This window comes from Pseudomonas iridis (assembly GCF_017980685.1).
Taxonomy (GTDB): domain Bacteria; phylum Pseudomonadota; class Gammaproteobacteria; order Pseudomonadales; family Pseudomonadaceae; genus Aquipseudomonas; species Aquipseudomonas iridis.
Window position 1 is genome coordinate 459732 of the sequence record NZ_JACXXO010000002.1, and the last position, 25390, is coordinate 485121.

14 protein-coding genes and 2 tRNA genes are annotated in these 25390 nt (G+C 60.0%); 8 read left to right on the plus strand and 8 right to left on the minus strand.

Features of this window, described 5'->3' with window-relative positions; genetic code table 11:
- Window positions 1-56: 56 nt before the first annotated feature.
- From IEQ42_RS06950 to IEQ42_RS06965, 4 genes are all read right to left on the minus strand, one after another.
- Entirely contained in the window at window positions 57-1622 is a 1566-nt protein-coding gene (locus IEQ42_RS06950) for an ABC transporter permease (protein WP_210703013.1), read from the minus strand.
- The gene (locus IEQ42_RS06955; RefSeq protein WP_210703014.1) at window positions 1622-2632 is read right to left on the minus strand and encodes an extracellular solute-binding protein; all 1011 of its coding nucleotides are present in this window, start codon (window positions 2630-2632) and stop codon (window positions 1622-1624) included. Before IEQ42_RS06955 ends, IEQ42_RS06950 begins: the two co-directional genes overlap by 1 nt.
- Before the next feature lie 231 nt (window positions 2633-2863).
- Window positions 2864-2950, minus strand: a tRNA-Leu gene (locus IEQ42_RS06960).
- 181 nt (window positions 2951-3131) lie between these two features.
- Window positions 3132-3218: transfer RNA gene (locus tag IEQ42_RS06965), tRNA-Leu, on the minus strand.
- Window positions 3219-3443: 225 nt separating this feature from the next.
- Here IEQ42_RS06965 and rnr point away from each other — a divergent pair.
- The 7 genes from rnr (at window position 3444) to dnaB (ending at window position 10741) form a co-directional block, all read left to right on the plus strand.
- Window positions 3444-6074, plus strand: a complete 2631-nt coding sequence (gene rnr / locus IEQ42_RS06970; protein ID WP_210703015.1) for a ribonuclease R — start codon at window positions 3444-3446, stop codon at window positions 6072-6074.
- A complete protein-coding gene (gene rlmB, locus IEQ42_RS06975) occupies window positions 6071-6838 on the plus strand; it encodes a 23S rRNA (guanosine(2251)-2'-O)-methyltransferase RlmB (RefSeq protein WP_042557396.1) in 768 nt (255 codons plus the stop codon). The genes rnr and rlmB overlap by 4 nt, the downstream gene beginning before the upstream one ends.
- Window positions 6839-7145: 307 nt before the next feature.
- Complete coding sequence (rpsF, locus tag IEQ42_RS06980; RefSeq protein ID WP_003236224.1) at window positions 7146-7568, plus strand: 30S ribosomal protein S6; 423 nt, start codon at window positions 7146-7148, stop codon at window positions 7566-7568.
- Between the two features lie 28 nt (window positions 7569-7596).
- Entirely contained in the window at window positions 7597-7827 is a 231-nt protein-coding gene (gene rpsR, locus IEQ42_RS06985; protein ID WP_003171373.1) for a 30S ribosomal protein S18, read from the plus strand.
- A 36-nt stretch (window positions 7828-7863) separates the two neighbouring features.
- Window positions 7864-8757 (plus strand): hypothetical protein, encoded by an 894-nt coding sequence (locus IEQ42_RS06990; RefSeq protein WP_047299496.1) that lies wholly within the window; start codon window positions 7864-7866, stop codon window positions 8755-8757.
- Window positions 8758-8775: 18 nt separating this feature from the next.
- Window positions 8776-9222, plus strand: coding sequence for a 50S ribosomal protein L9 (gene rplI, locus IEQ42_RS06995; protein WP_042557398.1), 447 nt, complete (start codon window positions 8776-8778; stop codon window positions 9220-9222).
- A gap of 121 nt (window positions 9223-9343) precedes the next feature.
- A complete protein-coding gene (dnaB, locus tag IEQ42_RS07000) occupies window positions 9344-10741 on the plus strand; it encodes a replicative DNA helicase (protein ID WP_210703016.1) in 1398 nt (465 codons plus the stop codon).
- Between the two features lie 45 nt (window positions 10742-10786).
- Here dnaB and IEQ42_RS07005 read toward each other — a convergent pair whose 3' ends face one another.
- The 4 genes from IEQ42_RS07005 to IEQ42_RS07020 all read right to left on the minus strand — a co-directional run bounded on the left by IEQ42_RS07005 (window position 10787) and on the right by IEQ42_RS07020 (window position 22651).
- Window positions 10787-15433 carry an NEL-type E3 ubiquitin ligase domain-containing protein gene (locus IEQ42_RS07005; protein ID WP_228731951.1) on the minus strand — a complete coding sequence of 1549 codons (4647 nt, stop codon included), beginning with the start codon at window positions 15431-15433 and terminating at the stop codon, window positions 10787-10789.
- A 66-nt stretch (window positions 15434-15499) separates the two neighbouring features.
- The gene (locus tag IEQ42_RS07010) at window positions 15500-18109 is read right to left on the minus strand and encodes a hypothetical protein (protein ID WP_210703017.1); all 2610 of its coding nucleotides are present in this window, start codon (window positions 18107-18109) and stop codon (window positions 15500-15502) included.
- 86 nt (window positions 18110-18195) lie between these two features.
- The gene (locus IEQ42_RS07015; protein WP_210703018.1) at window positions 18196-20769 is read right to left on the minus strand and encodes a hypothetical protein; all 2574 of its coding nucleotides are present in this window, start codon (window positions 20767-20769) and stop codon (window positions 18196-18198) included.
- A gap of 94 nt (window positions 20770-20863) precedes the next feature.
- Window positions 20864-22651, minus strand: a complete 1788-nt coding sequence (locus IEQ42_RS07020; protein ID WP_210703019.1) for a leucine-rich repeat domain-containing protein — start codon at window positions 22649-22651, stop codon at window positions 20864-20866.
- Between the two features lie 221 nt (window positions 22652-22872).
- Between IEQ42_RS07020 and IEQ42_RS07025 the strand changes: the two genes are divergently transcribed.
- Window positions 22873-25185: a YgiQ family radical SAM protein gene (locus IEQ42_RS07025; RefSeq protein ID WP_047299499.1), complete on the plus strand. Its 2313-nt coding sequence runs from the start codon at window positions 22873-22875 to the stop codon at window positions 25183-25185.
- The last annotated feature ends 205 nt before the right edge of the window (window positions 25186-25390 follow it).

Genomic DNA, 25390 nt, shown 5'->3' on the forward strand with positions numbered 1-25390 from the left:
CAGGGAAACGCAAATCCCCTGTAGGAGCTGCCGAAGTCTGCGATCTTTTTGCTTTGTCAGCGGCTCAAATACATCCGCGTCGTAAGGAGATAGACGGGCAATCCCGAGGCCAATATCAACAGCGCCGCATAAGGCGCCGCCGCTGCAAACTCGACATTCGCGGTATGCGCCCAGACTTCGGTCGCCAACGTGTTGAGTCCGGTCGGACTCAACAGCAAGGTCGCCGTCAGCTCTTTCATCGCATCCAGAAAAACCAACGCAAACGCTGCGCCCAATGCCGGGAAAATGATCGGCAGCGTCACCCGGCAAAATGCCGTGAACGACGATGCGCCTAGCGTGCGCGCCGCTTCTTCCAATTGCGGTGCAGCCTTGTTCAGCGCGGTGCGAATCGGTGCCTGAGCCAGCGGCAGAAACAGCAGTGCATAAGCAATCAGCAGCAAACCAGATGTCTGGTACAGCGCCGGCACGTAATGCAGGGCGAAATACACCAGCGTCAGTGCGATCACCAGACCTGGCAGCGCATGCAGCAGATAGGGCAGGCGCTCGGCCCAGATCGCCAGTTGACCTTTGTAACGCACCACCAGCAGGCCGACCGGCACCGCCAGCAGCAGGCACAGCGCTGCGCCACCCAGTGACAACGCCAGCGACGACAGCAGCGCTTCGGTAATTGCCGCGACCGGGAATGCCGCCGACGACCCGACGGCCAGCCAATACGCCAACATGCCCAGCGGAATCCCGCTGCCGATAATCGCCAGCGTCAGGCAATACACCTGACCGACAGCGGCCCAGGGGCCCAGCCTGACTTGCTCGGCCTGACGTGCCGCGCCCTGGCCGGTGCGTACGTGTCTGCCCTTGCCGCGCACGCGCAGTTCCAGCCACAACAGCACCAGGCACAGCGCTAGCAATACCGCAGAAAGCATTGCCGCATTAGCGTTGCTGAATTCCAGTTCGAACTGCTGATAGATCGCTGTGGTGAAGGTTTGCAGACCGATGATCGACAGCGCGCCGAACTCCACCAGCATGTGCAAGGCAATCAACAGCGAGCCGGCCAGCAGCGATGGCCAGAGCAGGGGGAGGGTGACGCGAAAAAACACCCCCCAACGGTTCTGGCCCAGGGTGCGGGCGGATTCTTCAAGGGATGGATCGAGATTGCGCAGGGTCGCTGCGACAGGCAAGAAGATCAGCGGGTATTTCGACAGGCTCATCACCAGAATCGCACCGCCAAGGCCTTCGAACTGTGCGCTCAACGACACCCAGGTGAAGCTGCTGACAAATGCCGGCACCGCGAACGGCAGGCATAAAATCACGCCCCATAGACGTCGCCCCGGCAAGTTGCTGCGTTCCAGCAGCCAGGCCAGCGACAGACCGATCACGCCGCAGGTGACGGTCACGCCGACCATCAATGCCAGGGTGTTGCGCAGCAGGCCGAAAACGTAAGGGCGCCACAACAAGTGCAGCGCTTCGGCCCAGCCGGCCTGCCAGGTTTTCAGCCCGACATACGCCAGCGGCAGCAGGCTCATGACCACCAGCAACAACACGGGTAGCAACAGCCAGATCGACGGCCGCTTGCGTCGTGGCACGTAACCCCCGCGCGTGGCGGGGGTGGCTAACGATGCAGTCATCAGTTCAAGCCAACTTCGCGTTCCAGTTCCAGCGCTTCTTCGGCATTGCCCAGGTCGGCCGGGGTGACGTTCGGCGCTTCCAGCTCGCTGAACGGCTTGAGGCCGCGATCAGATTCCATTCCTTTATGCAGCGGGTATTCGGCGGTGGTCTGAGTGATCACCCGCTGACCTTCTTCGCTGGCCATATAGGCGAGGAATTGCTGGGCTTCTTTTGGATGCTTGCTGGATTTCAGCACGGCGGCACTGGAGACAGTGATCAAGCCGCCAACGTCGCCGCCGGTGAAGTAGTGCAGTTTCGAATCCAGTTTGCCTTTCTCGCGTTGCAGGGCGAACCAGTAGTAGTTGTTCACCAGCACGGTGGCGACTTCGCCGTTTTCCACCGCTTTGAGCGCGACCATGTTGTTGCTGTAGGTCTTGCCGAATGCGCGCAGACCGGTCAGCCATTCTTCGGCGGCGTCACGACCGTGCATCTTGATAATGGCCACGGCCTGTTCCTGGAACGCGCCGCTGGTTGGCACGAAGCCGACCTTGCCTTGCCATTGCGGATCGGAGAACTCCATCACCGATTTCGGCAGGTCTTTCTCATCGATCAGTTTCGGGTTGTAGGCAACCACACGGACCCGGGCGGTTACGCCGATCCAGGTGCCGTTGTTTGCGACGTATTTTTCCGGCAGCACGGCCAGCGTAGCGTCATCGGCCCTGGCCAGCAGGCCTTGCTCGCCAAGTTTGTTCAGTGGCGGGGATTCTTCGGTGTAGATCACGTCGGCAGGGGAGCGGTCGCCTTCTTCGACGATCTGGCTGGCAAGCTGATTGCTGCTGCCCTTGCGGACATTGACGTGTATGCCGGTCTTGGCTTCGAAGGCTTTGGCGATCGCATCGCCGACTTCCTTGTGCTGGCCATTGTATAGAGTCAGGGAAACCGCATCGGCAGCCTGGGTGAGGGGAGTGGCGAGTGCCAGGCCGAGAAGGGTGAAGGTCAAGCCTCGGCGCAGGGTATTTCGAAACGTCATTCTCAGGGTTCCTCACTGTCGCATTGCAAAATCTTGCAACAATGATAAACGATATTGTTTCTCAAGTGCGCCTTGCGGGCTGAGGAGTGGTCTGATAATGCAGTTGGTGTTCGTTCCTGCAGGTGCAATCGAATTCCGAATAGGGCGTCGGAAATTTCAGGAAGGCAGAAACGCAAAAACCCGCTTTCGCGGGTTTTTGAGAAATCCAGGGTCGTAACCTTGAATTTGAATTGGTGCCCAGAAGAAGACTCGAACTTCCACGACCTTGCGGTCACCAGCACCTGAAGCTGGCGTGTCTACCAATTTCACCATCTGGGCAATCATCGCAAGCGTTGCCGCTGTTGATGTGGCGCACTATACGGAGCGCTTTTTGATCTGTAAACCCCTGATTTAATTTTAATAAATCGGTTTCAACAAATCCTTTCCTTAGAATGCAAAAAACCCGCTTTCGCGGGTTTTTGTATGAGTCCTGAAACTGATCTAGTCTCAAACTCGAAATTGGTGCCCAGAAGAAGACTCGAACTTCCACGACCTTGCGGTCACCAGCACCTGAAGCTGGCGTGTCTACCAATTTCACCATCTGGGCAGTATCGGCAGCGCTTGTGCGTCGTCGATGGCGCGCACTATACGGAGCGTCTTTTTAACTGTAAACCCCTGCTGCCAAATATTTTGATTTTTTTTACCAGCGGTGTTCAAAACCGCTTTAAAACGGCGATACAGTGCTTTAGATGGGCCTTTATAGTCTGAAATTTCCCGTTTGATGGCGCCTATGCCAAACTAACCCGTATATAGACAAGGTGAAAACTCTCTAATGGCCGATTGGCAGTCCCTCGATCCCGAGGCCGCTCGTGAAGCGGAAAAATATGAAAACCCTATTCCAAGCCGCGAACTGATCCTTCAGCACCTTGCTGATCGAGGTTCGCCAGCTGCCCGCGAGCAACTGGTCGAAGAGTTTGGTCTGACCACAGAAGACCAGATCGAAGCCCTGCGTCGCCGTCTGCGCGCAATGGAGCGCGACGCTCAACTGATTTACACCCGTCGTGGCACTTATGCGCCGGTGGATAAACTCGACCTGATCCTGGGCCGCATCAGCGGGCACCGGGACGGTTTCGGCTTCCTGGTGCCGGACGACGGCAGCGACGACCTGTTCATGAGCCCGGCGCAAATGCGTCTGGTGTTCGACGGTGACCGTGCGCTGGCCCGTGTCTCCGGCCTCGACCGTCGTGGTCGCCGCGAAGGCATGATCGTCGAAGTGGTCTCGCGTGCTCACGAAACCATCGTCGGCCGCTACTTCGAAGAGGGCGGCATTGGTTTCGTCGTTGCGGACAATCCGAAGATCCAGCAGGAAGTGCTGGTCACGCCGGGTCGTAACGCCAACGCCCAAATCGGTCAGTTTGTCGAAGTGAAGATCACTCACTGGCCGACACCACGCTTCCAGCCGCAAGGCGATGTGGTTGAAGTCGTGGGCAACTACATGGCGCCGGGCATGGAAATCGATGTCGCCCTGCGCGCCTACGATATCCCGCACGTCTGGCCTGAAGCGGTCTTGAAAGAAGCCGCCAAGCTCAAGCCTGAAGTCGAAGAAAAAGACAAAGAGAAGCGCATCGACCTGCGCCATCTGCCGTTCGTGACCATCGACGGCGAAGATGCTCGCGACTTCGATGACGCGGTCTACTGCGAAGCCAAACCTGGCAAGTTGCGCCTGTTCTCCGGCGGCTGGAAGTTGTACGTGGCCATTGCCGACGTCTCCAGCTACGTGAAGATCGGTTCGGCGCTGGACAATGAATCTCAGGTTCGCGGCAACTCGGTGTACTTCCCCGAGCGTGTCGTGCCAATGCTGCCTGAGCAACTGTCCAATGGCCTGTGCTCGCTGAACCCGCACGTCGATCGCCTGGCCATGGTTTGCGAGATGACAATCTCCAAATCCGGCGAGATGACCGACTACTGCTTCTACGAAGCGGTGATTCACTCCCACGCTCGCCTGACCTACAACAAGGTCAGTGCGATGCTCGAAACGCCGAAGCTTACCGAAGCGCGTCAGCTGCGCGGCGAGTACAACGACGTTCTGCCGCACCTCAAGCAGCTGTATGCGCTGTACAAGGTTTTGCTGGCCGCTCGTCACGTACGTGGCGCCATCGATTTCGAAACGCAGGAAACCCGGATCATCTTCGGGACTGAGCGCAAGATTGCCGAGATCCGTCCAACCGTTCGCAACGATGCGCACAAGCTGATCGAGGAATGCATGCTGGCGGCCAACGTGGCCACCGCTGAATTCCTGAAGAAGCACGAAATACCTGCGTTGTATCGCGTTCACAACGGCCCGCCGCCGGAGCGTCTGGAAAAACTGCGCGCGTTCCTCGGTGAGCTTGGTCTGTCCCTGCACAAGGGCAAGGAAGGCCCGTCGCCGAAGGATTACCAGGCACTGCTGGCCAGCATCAAGGACCGTCCGGATTTCCATCTGATCCAGACCGTGATGCTGCGCTCGCTGAGCCAGGCGGTGTACAGCGCTGACAACCAGGGCCACTTCGGTCTCAATTACGAAGCTTATACCCACTTCACTTCGCCGATCCGTCGTTACCCGGACTTGCTCACGCACCGCGCCATCCGCAGCGTGATCCATTCGAAACAGGACACCCCGCACGTTCGTCGTGCCGGTGCGATGACCATTCCGAAGGCGCGTATTTATCCGTACGACGAGGCAGCGCTGGAGCAGCTCGGCGAGCAATGCTCGATGAGCGAGCGCCGTGCCGACGAAGCCACTCGTGACGTAGTGAACTGGCTCAAGTGCGAGTTCATGAAGGATCGCGTCGGCGAATCGTTCCCGGGCGTGATCACTGCCGTGACCGGTTTTGGTTTGTTCGTCGAGCTGACCGATATCTATGTCGAAGGTCTGGTCCATGTCACCGCGCTGCCGGGCGACTACTACCACTTCGACCCTGTGCATCACCGCCTGGCGGGCGAGCGCACCGGTCGCAGCTTCCGTCTTGGCGACACCGTTGAGGTGCGCGTCATGCGTGTCGATCTCGACGAGCGCAAGATCGACTTCGAGATGGCCGAAAAAACCATCAGCGCACCGATTGGTCGCAAGAAGCGTGGCGCCGAAACTGCTGCGCCCGCTGCCAAAACCGCGGCAGAACCGGCTCCAGCGAAAACCGCTGGCCGCCGTCCTGCCAAGGAAAAGGTCAGTGATGCCTATCGCCCAAGCGATGCCGTGGCGAAAAACGCCGAGCTGCGCAAAAGCCGTGAACTGAAGCAGGCTTTGCTCGCCGATGCGAAAAACGGTGGTAAAGCGGCGTCCGGGGGAAAGACCGGACGGTCGGCGCCTGAAAGTGCGACCGGCGGCAAGCCAGCCAAGCCGAGCAAACACCGTAAAGGCCCGCCGAAAGCGGGTTCGGCTCCAGCCAAAAGTGGCGGGGCACGTAAACCGAAGGCGAAGTCATGAGTCAGTTGGAAAAAATCTACGGCGTTCACGCGGTAGAAGCGTTGCTGCGTCACCACCCCAAGCGCGTCAAACAGATCTGGCTGGCTGAAAGCCGCAACGATCCGCGCGTGCAGACCTTGATCGAACTGGCTAACGAGAATCGTGTCCAGGTGGGGCAGGCCGAGCGTCGCGAGATGGACGCCTGGGTTGAAGGCGTGCACCAGGGCGTGGTTGCGGACGTCAGTCCGAGTCAGGTCTGGGGCGAGGCAATGCTCGACGAATTGCTCGATCGCACTGACGGAGCGCCATTGTTGCTGGTGCTCGATGGCGTGACCGATCCGCACAACCTCGGCGCCTGCCTGCGTTCGGCAGATGCTGCCGGTGCGTTGGCAGTCATCGTGCCAAAAGACAAGTCAGCCACCCTGACACCTGTCGTGCGTAAAGTGGCCTGCGGCGCGGCGGAAGTGATTCCGCTCGTTGCAGTGACCAACCTGGCGCGCACTCTGGAAAAGCTCCAGCAGCGCGGTCTGTGGGTTGTCGGCACGGCGGGCGAGGCCGAGGTCAGTATCTATGACCAGGACCTGACCGGCCCGACCATCCTGATCATGGGTGCTGAAGGCAAGGGCATGCGTCGTCTGACCCGTGAGCATTGCGACTATCTGGTGAACCTGCCGATGGCTGGTAGCGTCAGCAGCCTCAACGTTTCGGTGGCAACCGGTGTGTGCCTGTTCGAGGCGCAGCGTCAGCGCGGTGCCAAGGCCAAGGCTTCCGCGAAGAAGTCCTGAGTCGTACACGGTTCAAATGTGGGAGCGAGCCTGCTCGCGAAAGGGGAGTGTCAGTCGACGTAAATGTTGCCTGACAGACCGCATTCGCGAGCAGGCTCGCTCCCACAGTGTTTTGTGGTGTGGCATGAATCGGTGATTGTTCAAATAATCACCAATTGCCTTGCACCTCTTCAGCCCCTTCTCTACAATTGCGCCCCTTGCTGTGACGGCAGGCACGCATGTGCCCCGCGCCAGCAAGTCCATAAGTGTCATTCACTCCTTGTCTGACCGTTTTTGAGCGGCAGGCTACAACCCGTAAGGAGCATTCATGCGTCATTACGAAATCATCTTTTTGGTCCACCCGGATCAAAGCGAGCAAGTCGGCGGCATGGTAGAGCGTTACACCAAGCTGATCGAAGAAGACGGCGGCAAAATCCACCGTCTGGAAGATTGGGGCCGTCGTCAACTGGCCTACGCAATCAACAATGTTCACAAGGCTCACTACGTGATGCTGAACGTTGAGTGCACTGGCAAGGCCCTGGCCGAGCTGGAAGACAACTTCCGCTACAACGATGCTGTGATCCGTAACCTGGTCATCCGTCGCGAAGAAGCCGTTACCGGCCAATCCGAGATGCTCAAGGCTGAAGAAAACCGCAGTGAGCGCCGTGAGCGTCGCGACCGTCCTGAGCACGAAGGCGCTGATAGCGCTGATAGTGATGACAGCGACAACAGCGATAACGCTGACGAGTAATCCACGGACCTTTTAAGGAGCCTATCAAATGGCACGTTTCTTCCGTCGTCGTAAATTCTGCCGCTTCACTGCTGAAGAAGTGAAAGAGATCGATTACAAAGATCTCAACACTCTGAAAGCCTACGTATCCGAGACCGGCAAAATCGTTCCAAGCCGCATCACCGGTACCAAAGCTCGTTATCAGCGTCAGCTGGCCACCGCTATCAAGCGCGCCCGCTTCCTGGCCCTGCTGGCCTACACCGACAGCCACGGCCGCTGAGACCGGGCAGTCGACAAGTAGCAAAGGATTGAATGCATGCGTGCCATAGCTGAGTTCATTATGCGAGGCCGTATGCAGGCCACTCTCGTAGTGGCCGGATGTGCAACATTGCCGTTGTTGTATTGGTTGGGTGCTGCCGCCGGGAGCCTTGTGCTTCTGCGGCGCGGATTGAAAGACGCTCTTGGCGTTCTTTCACTGGGGCTGCTGCCAGCGTTGATCTGGTGGTTGTATGCCGATGACCCACGGGCACTTCTGGTGCTTTTGGGGTCTTCGGGGCTTGCGTTGGTTTTGCGCGCAAGTGAGTCCTGGGTTCGTACGCTGCTGGTCAGCGTAGCCGTTGGAGTGGTGTTTTCAGTGGTGCTCGGGGCGGCGTTTGCGGCCCAGATCGAGATGCTCGCGCAGGCCCTCATAAAGGTCATGCCAGCGCTTCTCGGTGAGACCTACAAGCAATTGTCGGTTGATGAGCAAGCGCGTTTCGCGTCCCTGATTGCGCCAGTCCTGACCGGACTGATTGCGGCTTTGTTGCAGATCGTCAGCGTGCTGAGCCTGATTGTCGGGCGTCATTGGCAGGCGTTGTTGTACAACCCGGGTGGTTTTGGTCGCGAGTTTCGCGCCATCCGGATCCCGCTGGGGCCGGCGATGTTACTGCTGGCGTTGATGCTTCTGGGCCCGAATCTCGGTGCACAGATGGCCATGTTGACGCCGTTGTGCAGTGTACCGCTGGTGTTCGCCGGACTTGCCTTGATTCATGGGCTGGTCGGGCAGAAGCGACTGGCCGGTTTCTGGCTGGTGGGGTTGTACGTCACGCTGTTGCTGTTCATGCAGCTGATCTATCCGTTGCTAGTGGTCTTGGCCATTGTCGACAGCCTGATTGATTTTCGCGGTCGTCATGTGTCGAAAGACACCGACAGCGCGAACGGTGAAGGTTAAAAGTTAGAGGATTTTCACATGCAACTGATCCTTCTGGAAAAAGTCACCAACCTGGGCAACCTGGGTGACAAAGTAAACGTTAAGGCCGGTTACGGCCGTAACTACCTGCTGCCTTACGGCAAGGCTACCGCAGCGACCCCAGCGAACATCGCTGCGTTCGAAGAGCGTCGTGCCGAGCTGGAAAAAGCTGCCGCAGACCGTAAAGCATCGGCTGAAAGCCGTGCTGCCCAACTGGCCGAGCTGGAAGTGACCATCACTGCCACCGCTGGCGACGAAGGCAAGCTGTTCGGTTCGATCGGTACTCACGACATCGCTGACGCACTGACCGCTTCCGGCGTTGAAGTGCAGAAGAGCGAAGTTCGTCTGCCGAACGGCACCATCCGCAACGTAGGTGAATTCGACGTAGCCGTGCACCTGCACGCCGAAGTTGAAGCCACCGTACGCGTTGTAGTGGTAGCAGCTTAAGCAACACCTGATCGGCTGGCGGCTTGTACGTCAGACGGTTAACATCGGGCACGATCCTGTTTACAGGTCGTGCCCTTTGTCTTTCTGAATTCCCTGTTTTTACTAAACAACTCAAGTGGCCATGAACGATATCTCCGCTCCCGAGCAATACGATCTGCAAACCGCTGCCCTGAAGGTGCCGCCGCATTCCATCGAAGCCGAACAGGCTGTTCTCGGTGGTCTGATGCTGGACAACAACGCCTGGGAACGCGTGCTCGATCAAGTCTCCGACGGCGATTTCTATCGGCATGACCACCGTCTGATATTCCGTGCGATCGCCAAACTGGCCGATCAGAACTCCCCGATTGACGTCGTGACCCTTGCCGAACAACTGGACAAGGAAGGTCAGACGTCTCAGGTTGGCGGTCTTGGTTACCTGGGCGAACTGGCGAAAAACACGCCGTCCGTCGCCAACATCAAGGCCTATGCGCAGATCGTTCGTCAGCGCGCGACGTTGCGCCAACTGATCGGCATCAGCACCGAGATCGCCGACAGTGCCTTCAACCCCGAAGGTCGCACTGCCGAGGAAATCCTCGACGAAGCCGAGCGCCAGATCTTCGCAATTGCCGAGGCCCGGCCTAAAACCGGCGGCCCGGTGGGTGTGAACGAGTTGCTGACCAAGGCCATCGACCGAATCGACACGTTGTTCAACACCGACAACTCCATTACCGGCCTGTCGACCGGTTACACCGACCTCGATGAGAAGACCAGCGGCCTGCAGCCGGCTGACTTGATCATCGTTGCTGGCCGTCCGTCGATGGGTAAAACCACCTTCGCGATGAACCTGGTGGAAAACGCCGTACTGCGCAGCGACAAGGCCGTTCTGGTGTACTCCCTCGAGATGCCAGGCGAATCGCTGATCATGCGTATGCTCTCGTCCCTCGGCCGGATCGATCAGACCAAGGTACGTTCCGGTCAGTTGGAAGATGATGACTGGCCGCGGCTGACCTCGGCGGTCAACCTGCTCAATGATCGCAAGCTGTTCATCGATGACACCGCCGGCATCAGCCCGTCAGAGATGCGTGCCCGTACCCGGCGGCTGGCGCGTGAACACGGTGACATCGGCCTGATCATGATCGACTACCTGCAACTCATGCAGATTCCAGGTTCCGGTGGCGACAACAGGACCAACGAGATTTCCGAAATCTCGCGTTCCTTGAAAGCCCTGGCCAAGGAATTCAATTGCCCGGTGGTCGCACTGTCCCAGCTTAACCGCTCCCTGGAGCAACGCCCTAACAAACGCCCGATCAACTCCGACCTCCGGGAATCCGGAGCGATCGAGCAGGATGCCGACGTCATCATGTTCGTTTACCGGGACGAGGTGTATCACCCGGAAACCGAGCACAAAGGCATCGCCGAAATCATCATCGGCAAGCAGCGTAACGGCCCGATCGGCTTTATCCGGCTGGCGTTTATCGGTAAATACACGCGCTTCGAAAACCTCGCACCAGGCAGCTACAACTTCGACGACGACGAATAAAGGCTGGCCGCAATCGCGCTCGGCCAGCCTCATGGCGCAATGGCGTCAGGCCGTCGTGCCTGCCGCCTCCTCAACGATGCTGCCGGTTGGATACCCGGCCAGCTCCTGGCGGGTCAGGGTTTCGATCAGCGCGCTTTCCGCAACGATCCATGACGCCTGCAGTGAATTGGATTGCGTCTGGTAATCATCCGGCGCCAGTTCGTTGGCCGCATGCAAATCGTCGAGCGCTGCCTGGCGATCCTGAAACGGTTGCCGCTGCGTTTCAAAATCCACCTGGTACTTGTTGGTGATGAATTTCTGCCAGAACTCCCTGGTCACCAGCGCCTGGAACTCTTGCACGGAGTTGTCCAGCGCCAGCACGCTCTGGTGAGCCGCGTTCACCTGCTCATCTGAAACATTGACCAGGCGACCGAAGCCCATGCGCTCAGGTTGCCCGGGCAATAGCAGGCGGTCGCGCAGGGCGTGGCGATAGAACAATCTGATTTCGACCTCTTCCGGTATCTGCGGCGCGGGCAGCCGGCGCATCTCTTCAGGCGTCCTGGACTCGGCGATTGCGGCCTCGCGTTGGGCAATATCGGCCGCCGCGAGGGTGTCGACCTCGTGTAGCCGGAACAGGGCTCTGGACAGTTGGAACAGTGCTGGCCCCTGTTCCCTGTCGCCCGCCTGGGCGAGTGCGTGATGCATCATGACTCTGGTTTCGAGATTGGCGAAGGTGAATGCCGCACGATCACAGCAGGTGGCTTCTCCCGCCCGATCGAACACTTCCCGGCGCAAGCTTTCGGATCGCTCGCTGTTTTCGCTGATGCTGTCGATCAGTTTCCACACCCGCTGTTGCAGGTCGGCGCGGCCGGCACCCTCTGGCAACAACAGGCGGTCAAGGGTATCGAACAGGCCGCCCGAGCCTTGCTGAGCCTCCAGGGCCTGCCATTGAATCCTTCTGGCCTGCACGGCATCGGCGGCCATCCCCTTCGTCCAACGCGCCATTGGATCGGCAGCGGTCGCATGGTTGGCCGCAGGAACATGACCTCGTGCCGTGTCGACCAGATTATTCGGACCCGAAAGCGGTGTCTCGGCCTGAAGCAATCGTTCGTTGTACTGATTGATGCGCGTTAGCGTGGCGTCGGACAGGAGATTGTTGCGTACGTTGGTGACATTGTTGATGCGCACGGTATGCGGAAGTCGTTCGTTCGTTGGCGCGATGACGGCATCGGGGATGTCGACGATGCGGTTGTTGCTCAGGTCGAAAGTGTCCAGTAGTGGCTGTTCGGCAATGCCGGAGGGGAATGTATCGATGCCGGTATTCGCCAGGTCGAGGTGGCGCATGTCGGTGATGCGGCTGAAGTCCGGGCAGATACCCAGCCGCGGATTATCCTGCAGATCCAGCGCTCTTAGTGTCGTGCGCTCGGACAGTACGCGGGCAGTTTCGGCGGTCAGGGACAGCTGATTGTTATCCAGCGCCAATCGCGTCAGCCCGTGCATCTCTCCAATGGCGGGCGGCAGTTCGCGCAGTTGATTGCGCGACAGGTACAGCCAGCGCACATGACGAAAGCGCGTCAGAAAACCTTCCGGGGAAGCCCTGAGATCCATATTGTTCAGTTTGAGCGAGCCGACGTGGCTGAAGTCGATGTCGATGTCCGGCAGACTGGGCAGCCTCAGGCCGCTCAGGTCCAGCTCAAGGCCGATGGGCGTGCGGTCGAAGGCGAGTTTTTGCGGCGTCTCCTGGCGCCAGCAACTGATAATCCGCTCGCTGGCTTTCAGACGGTCGCGACGCGAGTTGGCGTTGGCTGCCAACTGGTTGGCGGGAATGTATCCCATGAGGTTGCCTGCTCCGGAATAAACCCAATCGTCGAGCTGACGTTTCAGCCCGCTGAAGTCCTGTTCAAGGCCGGTGAGCCGGGCGGACGCGGCATCTTCTTCCAGACTCCACAGGTATTCCCTGCACGGTTTGATGTTTTTGCGCGGATACAATCGCCGATACCGTTGTGCCTGAGAGTTTTCACTGTCAAAAATGACGTCATCGGGGCCAGAGGTCAGCAGTTCGGGGTCCACTTCGTTCACCCGCCGCCAGTAGTCGTCGAACCTGCGCCAGTAGTTGGACGGAAAGTCGTTGCCATCGAGCGCGGTGACGCTGTTGATCCGGGCAATGGCCAGCAATTGCTTGGGCGCGGGGTCGAGGAACTGCGCTGGCACCTCGTTCAGGCGGTTGTTACGCAGGTCCAGCCGTTTCAGCGCTGTTTTGTCGTGCAGTCCGCTGGGCCAGCGATTGAGCTCCGTGTCGGACAACAGGAGATATTCCAGCTGCGTCATGGTGCTGAAGTCGGGGATGAGGTCCAGCGGATTGGCGGACAGGTCGAGGGTCGTCAACCGGCTCAGACCACTGATTCGCGTAGCCGCTTGCTCATCAAGAACGATAGTGTTCGAACTCAGGTCCAGTTGGGTCAGTTTGCTCATTTCACCCACGCTGTCGGGCAGGAACTTGAGGTCGCAATGGGTGATGGATAACGATTCCAGGCTGGTGAAGCTGCGCAGGAACAGGTCGCCGGCATCCGACCAGTCAACGGTTCGCAGCACCAGTGTCTTGACGTGGCTGAAGTCCGCCTGCAATACCGGGAGTGGCCCGAGGCCCTTGGGCAGTGTCAGCGTGTCTGCGGATTTGTCGAGCCAGCATTGCCTGAGCGTTTCGGCGACTTCTTGCCTCCAGAGTTTGAGTCGTGGATGGGCCGTGGACGCGTTCTCAACGTATTCCTTCAATTGCACGTCGATGCGCTCCAACGCTTCCACCCGCCCGGCCAGCCCGTTACGCGTTGCTGCATCCAGCCCCATCAGGTAAACCCTGGCCGTCTGGGCATCCTTGTCGGGGTGCAATCGACGTATCAGGCCCACCTCGGGGATGTCAGCGTCGAGCCGGAACGCGGCCGGGTGAGCGCGGCTGACCAGTTCGGGATGCTCGGCGCCGACCCGCTCCCAGAAGGCCTCGAGGGATTTCCAGCAGTCCGCTGCAAAACGGTTGCCTTCCAGCCGCGTAACGCCGTTGATCCGGGCGCTGGCCGGCAGTTGATCCACTGGCGGATTGAGCACTGCGTCAGGCACTTCACTCAGTTGGTTGTGCCGTAAGTCGACCAGCGTTAGCCCTGATTGCCGGTGCAAACCTGTCGGCCATTGTTCGATGCCGGTGTTGCTCAGGTTCAAGGTCTGCAATTGATCCATCGCAGCGAAATCCGGCGTTCGTCCCAAGGGATTGCCCGACAGGTCGATATGCTGCAGTCGCTGGAGCCCGGCCAGACGCGCGGCGGATCGTTGATCGAGGCGGATCTGATTGCCGCTCAGATCCAGCGTGATCAGGTTGCGCATGGCGGTGTTGGCCACAGGCAGCTTGTCCAGCGTGGAGCGGTTCACGGCGAGTCGAGACAGGTCGCTGAACCGGTTGAGAAAGGCGTCGGCGGCGTCCGACCAGTTGAGGGAGTCCAGCTCAAGGGTGCGCACATTCGCCAGGTCGACCGTGAGCCGTGGCAGCGTCGGATGTTCGTCTGCAAAGACGATTTTCAGCGTGGTGGTTTCCTTTCTCCAGCAACGCTTTAGGTCATTGACTACAGAGGCGATCCATTCTGTGCCGGAACCCTGGGTCGATGTTGCGGTGCTGTCACGTGACCACGCGGCCAACTCGGCTTTCAGCGTCCGGTAATCGGCTTCCTGACGAGTCAGCAGCGTTGCGGCTTGCGTGCCAAATGATCGGAGCAAGGCAGTCACTTGCGCCTCGGTCAAGGCTGGATACAGTTTGCGCACGCGCGCCGCCGGACTTTTCAGGCGATTGAGCGCCGAGCTGAAATGATCCTTCCAGTTGGAGGGCTGAGAACTTTGCCCTCGCTGCATGCCTCCCGCGCCGGGGACGTTGACGCCCAACCAACCGTCGACCGCGTCGAACACGATGGCTTGCGACCTGCCTGGGCGCGTGGCGACATAGCGGTTGTCGGTAGCGCTGGCCACCGGGTCTTCGGCACGGACAATCCGCATCACCGGTGTGAGTGCCGTCGATGCGTCGAGGTCGTGCAGGGCTTGGTAGGCGTGGGTGTCGATCACTACGTAGAGCTTGCCGTCCAGGCGCAAAAGTCCGTCGTCACCGGGGGTGATACCGGTGAAATCCAGCGCTGTGCGAAATCCCTGCAGGCGCGCTTCGCTCAAGGCGAAAGTGATGGGCGCAACCTCCAGCGGCTCCCACAGGTGGCTGGTTGGATCGCGCACCAGCACCGGCCCGGAAGGGTGCAGCTCACTCGGCAGGCGGGCGCGAAGCTGACCTGTGGCAGCAATCTGCGCCACTTCGACAATGCCTCCCTCGGCGACATCCACGTACTGCCGACCTTTGTGGATTCTGACCCCGTGTTCGTTGGCAGGCGCCAAGGTGATGTCCGCGCTGATCCAGTAGTGCGCCAGAGGCATTGACTCAGTTGTTTGTCGGGCAACAGCGGTTACCGTGGGTTTGATGGTCAACACCGGTGCAGGCGTGATCGCGTCCAGGCCGGCCTCATCGAGGGGCATGCTGTGGCGCAAGGTAACGGTTGGCGATAGCGCTTCGTCAGGCCCCGCATGGGGGCGCGTGGACGCATCGCGCCGTTGCGCTGCCGTGTGGTCAGGTTCGTCAGGCCGTACGTGGATATCGACAGTGATTTTGCCTCTGACAGGCTGTTTGGGTGACATGCGTTCATCCTTGAAGGTTTGTCATTTCATGGGTGACCCGGTCGGGTCGGTTATCGCGCTGGTCTGTCAGCGCGGGTTGGCGGGCGTCGCGGCCGCCAGGTCGAATATCTTGCGTGCGGTCTTGCCATCAAACGTCTCGCGCCAGATGCCCAGGTGCGGGCGTCCGGCCCCGGCATCCCGGCGCTGGGATTCAAGGCCCAGCCGGCTTTGCTCAAGCGTCTTGAGATGGCCGCCCTTGACCTGGAAGTTCAGCGCCGGGCTGTGCTCGCTGTCATAGTGAAAATGCGCCTCCCACAAGGGCGCCTGGCCGGTACGATCCTGGAGGCTGTAGACGTCCAGAAAAGACTTCTTGCTGCCCTTGCCCAATGGTTTGCGAACCACGGTTCGTGTCGCCGTCAGCTCGGCGTTATCCAGCAGGAAATTCAGGCGCATGATGTCCAGCACCTGCCTGTTCTTGTACATCCGGACCTGCACGGTGTGTCCGCCGCGAATCAGTGCCGCGCCAGCCGCCCGCAAACGTCTGGACAGGCTGGTCATGACCGGATCCTCGGCGGCCCCGGGGCTGTTTTCCAGCGCAGTGGCCTGATCGCTGCAGCGATCGGCGTGCTCGCCGAGGTACCGGATGATCTCGCCGGGGTATTCATTCCTGGCTTCTTTCGCCTTTGCTTCGGCCAGGTGTACCTCAACGTCATCCAGCAACCGGTTGGCTTCACGGATCAATTCCGGCCTTGAGGCAGGGGCGACTGCAGGCCGCACAGGCTGCCATTCTCCCTGTCTTTTTTCGTATCGCTGGGGCGGTGCATCCGGGCTGAACAGGTCAGGAACATTGATCGTAACGTTGCCGTCGGCCGCCGTTTCGGTCTCGCCGATCAACACCTTGTAGGTACCGTGCTGACGGGTGCGGAACATTTTGCGTGGCAGCGGCGGCGCGGCGGTTTCGCTCGTCGCTGGCTGGCGCGGAACGAAGTCGAAGTCGATGTCCTGATCCAGACCTGGCAGCTCCGTATCACCGCCCCACGATTCATATTGCTGGTTCAAGCGGCTTTCGATGCGCTGCTCGAACGGTTCGATCAACGCCAGGATCTCCCTGATGTAGCCGGCCTTTTCCGGGCTGCTGGAGGTCGCCAGCGATGCGATGTGCAACCTGTCTTCCTTGAGGCAATCAAGCGCGTAGATCAGGACAAAGGGATGCTCTGCCTCAGGAATGCTATCGATATCGGCGGTCAGCAGCTTGATCGCCTGCAGTGACTGAGTCCCGACCTCCGGCGGGTGTTCAGGGTGGTCCGACAGCAGGCGCAGATAGAGGGTCAGCCTGCTACCGTTGACCTGATCGTGGCCGGGCACTGTCTTGTTGAGTTCGATGATTTCATCGGCGGAGTCGCGTGAGTCTTTGAGGATTTGATCGATCACGGCCTGGCGCTCATCGAGCAACTTGAGCTTTTTGTTCAGATGGGTGAGGGACCGCCTGAAACTGTCGAAGGTAAGCGCCGCGATCGTGGGCCGTACCCGCAAGTCCATCACCACCATGAGCCGGTTGAGGCTTTGCACCCTCTCTTTGCGGAAGGTATGCAGCTCCTGTTTGTACAGGCCACTGGTCTTCAGGTGAATCAGCCATTCCCGGTTATCGACGCAGGACTGTACGAAGTCAGTCTCTAATTTGATGTGTTTGAGCAAATGCACTTCCAGGCCGATCAAGGCCCTGGTTTTTTCATCGCTGGCATCCGGCAATTCACGCGCCTTGCCCCAGAGCTGCTCGTAGGTTGCGTGTGATTGACTCATCACCTGAAAAGCCTCACTGATTGGACGGTACCGCTCCAGCAGCACGTCTTTGGTGAGCCTGGCCTGCGCACTGCGACGCATGCCGCCCTGCAGACCCACCGCGACGCCAACCCAGGTGTCTGCGGCCTCTCGAGTCACGGCCAGGCTCACGCCAGCGCGGCTGGCGTGATAGATGTTCGTGCTATCGGCGGCCACCGGATCGGCTGCCTTGACGATGCGCAGGACAGGCTGCCCGGGCGTGGAAGCTTCGAGATCCTGCAGCGCCTGATACGCCCCTTTTCCGATGACCACGTAGCGTTTGCCGTCGTGATGCCACAGTCCGTCACTGCCGGGCTCGACCCCGCTGAAATCCAGTTCGGTGCGAAAAGGCTGCAGGCGTGCCTCGGTCAGAGGGAAGGTCGCGGTATCGGCATCAGTCAGCGGATGCCAGACCCGGGTGTGAGGGTCGCGCCGCAGCAGCGGGCCGGACGCGATCCGCTCGCTGGACCGGGTGGCTCGGTACAGGCCAGTGTCCGCATCCACCGCAACCTGCGTCACGCCTCCGTCATGCAGGTCGGCGTAATGGCGCCCCTTGTGCAGGCGCAAATCGTTTGCGTCGAGCGGCACGTGGATGGGTGTCGCGTTAATTCGGTACTGCTCCAGCGTCAGGGTCGTCTGCGTATGGGGCGGTATTGATGCCGTGGTAGTGCCAATTTTTCCTACCGTCAGTGCTGGCACATGATGAATCCCATCGACGTCCACGTTGTCAGGCGTCATGCCTGGCCTTGACGGTCGTGGCGCATGAGTATTCGACGAGTCACCGTCCTGGCGATGCGCGGTGCTGCCATCTGCGGTGTGCCGAGGTGGCGTGTGGACATCGACCGAGACGGTGACGCGGGGCGGGGTTTTGGTTCCCATTGTGTTCATCCTTGAGTGGTTGCTCCATCAGCCCTGCGGGTACAAGGGCTGATGGGGAAGGTGTGCTGGCGTGGACGGGCGAGCTATCACTGCGCAACATCGAAAATCTTCTGCGCGGTCCTGCTGTCGATTGCTTCGCGCCAGATCGGGACGTGCACCCGCCCGGCCTGTTGATCCCGGCGTTGGGAGGCCAGACCCGAACTGCTCTGTTCGAGAGTTTTCAGGTGGCCGCCCTGAACGGTGAAATCACCGGCGGCGCTGTCTGCCTTTGCGTAATGAAAATGTGCATGCCAGAGCGGCTCGCCAGTGCGCCTGTCATTGAGCGAATAGATATCCAGATAATGTTTGTTGCTGCCCTTGCCCCGTTCGAGCCGGGTGTGGGTCTTCATGGCGACGATCTGGTTCTGGCCGAGCAGGTAAGCCACTCGGCTGGCGCTCAGGAACGACTTGTCCTTGTAGAGCCGCACGCGGATGTCCTCACCTTCCTGGCGCAGTCGCTGGCTGTTCTGACGCAACTGGCTGATGAGCACAGCGATCTCTTCGTCGGCCGCATTCGGCTGTCGTTCCAGCTGTAACGCGACGTCATCGAGCTGCTCGGCTTTTGCGCCGAGAAACTCCACGATGTTGCTGGCATTGCGCCTGGCTTTTTCATCCTGCCTGGCGCTTCTAAGGTGGGCTTCGCATTGCTCCATTCGCTCATTGGCCAGCGCCATCAGCGTGGGCAACGCCATGTCCGGAGGCGGTGCCTGTCGGCGCCACTCGCCATCGCGGCGCTCGTACGTCTGCCAGACCTGTTCGACACTGCCGGGGTCTGTGACATCAATCACTTCTTCGCCTGAAGCGGTACGTCGCGGAAGGCCGACACTGATTTTGTAAACGTCGTGGTGACGGGCCCGAAACAGACGTCGGCGTGCAGGTGCCTGCCCGGCGTTTTCCTGATTGGGCACGAAGTCAAAGTCGATGACCTCGTCCTGCGCCGGCATCGCCAGAGTGGTCAGCTGTTCGCGGTGATAGCGACTTGCCCGCTTTTCCAGGGTCTCCTCAAATGATTGCATGACCTCGATGATTTGCCGGCGGACACCGGCCTCGGCAGAATCCGGCGCGAACGCGAGGTTTTCGTATGAGGCCTTGATCGCGGCGGTCTGGTCCAGCAGGCCGGTGATGATCGCCAGGCGCGCCTGTTGCGGAACGCTGTCGATGTCATGGAACGCCGAAGCCGTTTCAATGTACGAGCGTGCCCATTGCGCCAACGCTGATTGGCTATCGCCGGGGTCGCCGCTGAGCAGTCGGCTGCGAGCCTCGACCCAGCCGGAGGTAATCACCTGCAAGTCCATCGAATGTGTCGTGGGCAGGGCGGTTTCGAGCGCCGAAGAGCGTGATTGTCTGAGAATGTCGTCGACCAGTTGCTGACGGATCTGCAGGATCTCGCGTTTTTTCCACAGGTGCTCGGCAATGGCCTCGTACATTGCGCGCGTGTCGTGCAAATCACCCAGCTCGATGAGCTTGCGCCGGTCGCTGGCGCCAATCAGACGGTCACAATTGTCGACGCTCTGCACGCGCAATTCGTGCAGTTCGTTCCTGAAAATGCCTTCCGGTTTGACCCGGCTGATCCAGTACCGCTCGTTTACATACCGGCCGATGTAGGCCTTGAGCAGATCCAGTTCTTGACGAAGACGCACCTCCAGCATTGCCAGTGCACCTCTTTCACCTTGGCTGCCCTGCTCCTGAGCGCGCCAGTTATCGGTTGCCTCTGAGCGTTTTTCACCGGCTGCCTGGACAAGCAATCCTTCGGTTTCGAGCGCGAGTGTCTTGTCGACAAGTTGCTGGTGCATGGCTTGGCCTCGGTGCACGCGCTGCATCCCGCCTGCGCCCTGGATGCTGGCGCCGACCCACCCACGCCGGGCATCGAACACGACCGGCTCCGAGCGGCCAGGCCGCGTGCTGAAGTAGACATTGTTTTCATCATGGGCCACGGCGTCCCCGGCGCGCACGATACGCATCACCTGGGTGTCGGGTGTTGAGGCATCGGTGTCATGCAGAACCTGATAAGCGCGAGTACGAATGACGGCGTAGAGCTTGCCGGCAAACCGGTAGAGGCCGTCGCTGCCGGGTTCGATACCGGTGAAATCCAGGTCACAGCGAAAAGCGTCGAGGCGGGTATCGGACAGGTCATGGGGCGCCTGAGGTCGATCTTCCTGCCAGTATCGGCCATCGGCATCGGCCAGCAGTCGCGGCCCCGACGGTACGCGTTCACTTGATCGCGTGGCCCGATAACCACCCGTTTCCGGGTCCGCCGCAACCTGCACGAAGCGGCCGTTCGCCAGGGTCACGTACTGGCGCCCTTCGATCGTGCGCACCCCCTGAACATCGGGCTCCGGTAAGCCAGGGGGTAGCGCGATCCAGAAGTCCTCCAGCGTCGGCGCCGCCGTTTGCGCCGCAAGGCCAGTGTGCGCAGGCAAGGCTCTGACCTGCACGGCCGGTGCCGGGGTGATTGCGTCGATGTCGCCGCCCACGCGCGCGGGCGCCGCCGTACCGTGGTGTGCGTGAAAGGTGCCGCCAGCGGGATCAATCCGCGCCAGGCCATCAGCCCACGAGGTACTTGTTTTCGGGGATTTTACTGCGGTGGGCCCGGACGGGGCCTTGGGTGTTTTGCCGATCATGAATACTCATCCTTGAGCAGTCGTCGAGCAGCCCTGTCAGACAGGGCTGCTGCAAGTCCAGTGAAGGTTTGTGTCCGCGAAGGTGCCTCGCGTCCTACGGTTGCTGAGGGGGCAGTGGCGCGGCGATTTCGCTCAGCAGAGTCTGCGGGCGCGCATCGGTGAAGCCGGCGATGCGCAGGCGTACCAGATACAGCCTCAATTTTTCGAGGGTGGCAGCGGAAAGCGGATTGTCCCGAACATAAATCTTGTTGCTCAACATTCCCGACCGCACCAGCTGGTCTTGAGAGGGCGAGATAATCGAGTCGGCAATTTCGGTAAGCCGGTTGGACCGCAGATCGAGAATTTCAAGAAACGCTGCCTCGTTCACACCCTCCGGCCATTGCGTCAGCCCTGTGCGCGCCAGTCCGAGCTTTCGCAGAAAAAGCAGGCGACTGAGGTTTAGCCTTTCCTTGATCAGGTTATCGTTCAGCACTACCACCTCCAGTTTTAATGGCAGCGGTGAGGTGTACTTGTCGATGGTAATCCGGTTTTTCTCAAGGTTCAGGTGGGTCAGACCGTGCATTTCACGCAGGTCGTAGGGCAGGTCGATCAGTTCATTTCTCGACAGGTCGAGGCTGGTGATGTGTTTGAAAGGCTTGAGGTGCGTGGCAAGAATCAATTTGTTGTTGCTCAGATCCAGGGCGGTCACATGACGGAAGTCGATGCCGTCCAGAGAGGGCATGTTGGTCAGGCCCAGACCACTCAGATCAAGTTTTTCGCCCAGCAGCGGGCCAGCGGCGGCCAGATGCACAACCCCCTTCTTTCTCCAGCAATCGATAATTCGTTGACGGGCGACAGTCTGGTCGCCGTGGTGCCAGAAGGATAACTGGCGCTGCAAGGCGTTCAGCTCCCGTTCGTACTGCGCCAGGCGCGTCGGCGTATCCACGCCCATGTTCTGCAGCATTGCGTTGATCTGGTTTTCGTCCAGGAAGGGGAATAGCGCGCGCGCGCGGCGCTGCGGGGGCAGCAGCGCGCGCAACCTTTCGCCGTAGGAGTCCGGGTTGAACCACGGTATCTGTGTCTCTGCGCGGTACAGGCCACCGACACCCGGCACCGCCGCTTCGATCCAGCCGTGCCGAGGGTCGAAAACCACCGGCTCCGAACGGCCCGGTCGAGTGCCCACGTAGACATTGTCGGCATCGCCAGCGACGGGGTCTTGGGCGCGAACGATGCGCCAGACCGGTGTGGTTGGTGTAGACACTTCAAGGTCACGCACGACTTGATAGGCGTGGCTGCGGATCAGGGCGTAAAGCCTGCCGTCAAAACGGTGCAGGCCATCGGCGTCGGGTGCGATGCCGGTGAAATCGATCTCGCTGCGAAAGGCCTCCAGGCGACTGTCACTCAGGTGCCGCGGTGATGCTTCGTGGCGAGGGACTTCGCGCCAGTACTGGCCGTCGGCATCGGGTTGCAGGGGTGGGCCGGACGGCGTGCGCTCGCTTGAGTGCCTGGCCCGGTAGAACCCGGTTTCAGGATCCATCGCGATCTGCACGATGTGGTTGTCGGGCAGTGTGACGTAGGTGCGCCCCTTGATGATGCGCGCGCCCTGGGCAGGGGAGTCGTCCCACCCCGGCGGCGTCACCCGGTAATCTTCCAGGCCACGCGATAGCGGGGGCAGCGTCGCGTTCAGCGGCGACTGCATGGCGCTCACCTGTACGGTGGGCGCGGGCATGATGGCGTCAGGATCGACGCCATCAGGCCGCGTGATCGCAGGTCGATGGGGCAGGACCGCAGGATGAACCGTATGGACGTCGATGCGCGGATGACCATCAGGTCCCGGCGCGCCGGTTTTCGGTAACGTTGTCGTGGTGGCGCCGCTGGCGCCCTTGCTGGTCTTGCCGATCATGAGTACTCATCCTTGAGTCGTTGTCATGTTCGCCCCGCAATAATGCAAGGCTTGGATATCGTGATTGCATGGCCGGGACGCTTGCCCCGGCAGGGGAGTGGGCGTCCGACGGCCTCTGTGATGCAGGGATGAAGAGAAACCGACCATTGCCGTCGGAATTGGTTAAATTTTGTGCTATATTCCGCGACCGCGATTTTTCATCTCAACACCGGTCGTCCGACATGCAAGCAGCCAAGCCGTTATTTGACTATCCAAAATATTGGGCCGAATGTTTCGGGCCAGCGCCATTCCTGCCGATGAGCAGGGAGGAGATGGATCAGCTTGGCTGGGATTCCTGCGACATCATCATTGTTACGGGAGATGCCTACGTCGATCATCCGTCGTTCGGCATGGCAATCATCGGCCGGCTGCTGGAGTCGCAAGGCTTCCGCGTCGGGATCATTGCCCAACCGAACTGGCAGTCCAAAGACGACTTCATGAAGCTCGGCGAGCCGAACCTGTTCTTCGGCGTCGCGGCCGGCAACATGGACTCGATGATCAACCGCTACACCGCGGACAAGAAAATCCGTTCCGATGACGCCTACACCCCGGGCGGCATGGCCGGCAAGCGTCCGGATCGCGCCAGTCTGGTCTACAGCCAGCGCTGCAAGGAAGCCTACAAAAACGTACCGATCGTGCTCGGCGGCATCGAAGCTTCGCTGCGCCGCATCGCGCACTACGACTACTGGCAGGATCGCGTGCGCAACTCGATCCTGATCGACGCCTGCGCCGACATCCTCCTGTACGGCAATGCCGAGCGGGCGATTGTCGAAGTCGCCCAGCGTCTGTCCTACGGTCACAAGATTGAAGACATCACTGATGTGCGCGGCACCGCGTTCATCCGTCGTGACACGCCTGCGGGCTGGTACGAAGTCGATTCCACGCGCATTGACCGTCCGGGCAAGGTCGACAAGATCATCAACCCGTACGTGAACACCCAGGACACCCAGGCCTGCGCCATCGAGCAGGAGAAGGGGCCGGTCGATGATCCGGAAGAAGCCAAGGTCGTGCAGATTCTGGCCAGCCCGCGCATGACCCGCGACAAGACCGTGATTCGTCTGCCGTCGATGGAAAAGGTGCGTGGCGATGCGGTGTTGTACGCCCACGCCAACCGCGTGCTGCATTTGGAAACCAACCCGGGCAACGCCCGTGCGCTGGTGCAGAAACATGGCGAAGTCGACGTCTGGTTCAATCCGCCACCGATTCCGATGACCACTGAAGAAATGGACTACGTGTTCGGCATGCCTTACGCACGTGTCCCGCATCCTGCGTACGGCAAGGAAAAAATCCCGGCCTACGACATGATCCGTTTCTCGGTGAACATCATGCGTGGCTGCTTCGGCGGCTGCACCTTCTGCTCGATCACCGAGCACGAAGGCCGGATCATCCAGAACCGTTCCGAAGAGTCGATCATTCGCGAAATCGAAGAGATCCGCGACAAGGTGCCAGGCTTCACCGGCGTCATTTCCGACCTCGGTGGCCCGACCGCGAACATGTATCGCATCGCCTGCAAGACGCCGGAAATCGAATCCGCGTGCCGCAAGCCGTCCTGCGTGTTTCCGGGGATCTGCCCGAACCTGAACACCGACCATTCCTCGCTGATCCAGTTGTACCGCAGTGCCCGTGCGTTGCCGGGTGTGAAGAAGATCCTGATCGCTTCCGGCCTGCGTTATGACCTCGCGGTCGAGTCGCCGGAGTACGTCAAGGAGCTGGTGACCCACCACGTGGGTGGTTATCTGAAGATCGCCCCGGAACACACCGAGGAAGGTCCGCTCAACCAGATGATGAAGCCGGGCATTGGCAGCTATGACAAGTTCAAGCGCATGTTCGAGAAGTACACCAAGGAAGCAGGCAAAGAGCAGTACCTGATTCCGTACTTCATCGCCGCGCACCCGGGCACCACCGACGAAGACATGATGAACCTGGCCCTGTGGCTCAAGGGCAATGGCTTCCGTGCCGACCAGGTGCAGGCGTTCTACCCGTCGCCGATGGCCACCGCCACCGCGATGTACCACTCGGGCAAGAACCCGCTGCGCAAGGTCAGCTACAAGAGTGACAGCGTGACCATCGTCAAGAGCGAAGAGCAACGTCGTCTGCACAAGGCGTTCCTGCGTTATCACGATCCGAAGGGCTGGCCGATGCTGCGTGAAGCGCTGCAACGCATGGGCCGTAGCGATCTGATCGGGCCGGGCAAGGATCAATTGATTCCGTTGCATCAGCCGTCTACCGACACCTACCAGAGCGCCCGTCGCAAGAACTCGACGCCGGCTGGCAGCCATAAAGTGGCGAAGGAAGGTAAAGAGAAGACCACCAGGATTCTCACTCAGCACACCGGCCTGCCGCCGCGTGCCAGTGATGGCGGCAATCCGTGGGACAAGCGTGAACAGGCCAAGGCTGCGGCGTTCGCCCGCAACCAGCAGGCCGCCAAGGAGCGCAAGGACGCGGCCAAAGGCAAAGGGCCGAAGCCGACACGCAAACCGGTCGTGCCACGCTAAAGCAAACGCCAACCTTCGGGTTGGCTTTTTTTTTGAGTCAAAAGATCGCAGCCTGCGGCAACTCCTACAGTGGGATTCGCATTTCCCTGTAGGAGCTGCCGCAGGTTGCGATCTTTTGATCTTCGCCACAATTAGGCGCAACTTCGCCAAAGCATTTCCCCGCATCGCCCGATTTTGGTGCTGTACTGCCCTGAGCATTCCGCAA

Bases quoted from the DNA above. Each gene is read 5' to 3' on its own strand.
- IEQ42_RS07005 (WP_228731951.1), bottom strand. From the start codon at position 15,433: ATGTCACCCAAACAGCCTGTCAGAGGCAAAATCACTGTCGATATCCAC.
- IEQ42_RS07015 (WP_210703018.1), bottom strand. From the start codon at position 20,769: ATGATCGGCAAAACACCCAAGGCCCCGTCCGGGCCCACCGCAGTAAAA.
- IEQ42_RS07010 (WP_210703017.1), bottom strand. From the start codon at position 18,109: ATGGGAACCAAAACCCCGCCCCGCGTCACCGTCTCGGTCGATGTCCAC.
- rplI (WP_042557398.1), top strand. From the start codon at position 8,776: ATGCAACTGATCCTTCTGGAAAAAGTCACCAACCTGGGCAACCTGGGT.
- IEQ42_RS06990 (WP_047299496.1), top strand. From the start codon at position 7,864: ATGCGTGCCATAGCTGAGTTCATTATGCGAGGCCGTATGCAGGCCACT.
- rpsR (WP_003171373.1), top strand. From the start codon at position 7,597: ATGGCACGTTTCTTCCGTCGTCGTAAATTCTGCCGCTTCACTGCTGAA.
- rnr (WP_210703015.1), top strand. From the start codon at position 3,444: ATGGCCGATTGGCAGTCCCTCGATCCCGAGGCCGCTCGTGAAGCGGAA.
- IEQ42_RS07020 (WP_210703019.1), bottom strand. From the start codon at position 22,651: ATGATCGGCAAGACCAGCAAGGGCGCCAGCGGCGCCACCACGACAACG.
- IEQ42_RS06955 (WP_210703014.1), bottom strand. From the start codon at position 2,632: ATGACGTTTCGAAATACCCTGCGCCGAGGCTTGACCTTCACCCTTCTC.
- rpsF (WP_003236224.1), top strand. From the start codon at position 7,146: ATGCGTCATTACGAAATCATCTTTTTGGTCCACCCGGATCAAAGCGAG.
- IEQ42_RS07025 (WP_047299499.1), top strand. From the start codon at position 22,873: ATGCAAGCAGCCAAGCCGTTATTTGACTATCCAAAATATTGGGCCGAA.
- rlmB (WP_042557396.1), top strand. From the start codon at position 6,071: ATGAGTCAGTTGGAAAAAATCTACGGCGTTCACGCGGTAGAAGCGTTG.
- dnaB (WP_210703016.1), top strand. From the start codon at position 9,344: ATGAACGATATCTCCGCTCCCGAGCAATACGATCTGCAAACCGCTGCC.
- IEQ42_RS06950 (WP_210703013.1), bottom strand. From the start codon at position 1,622: ATGACTGCATCGTTAGCCACCCCCGCCACGCGCGGGGGTTACGTGCCA.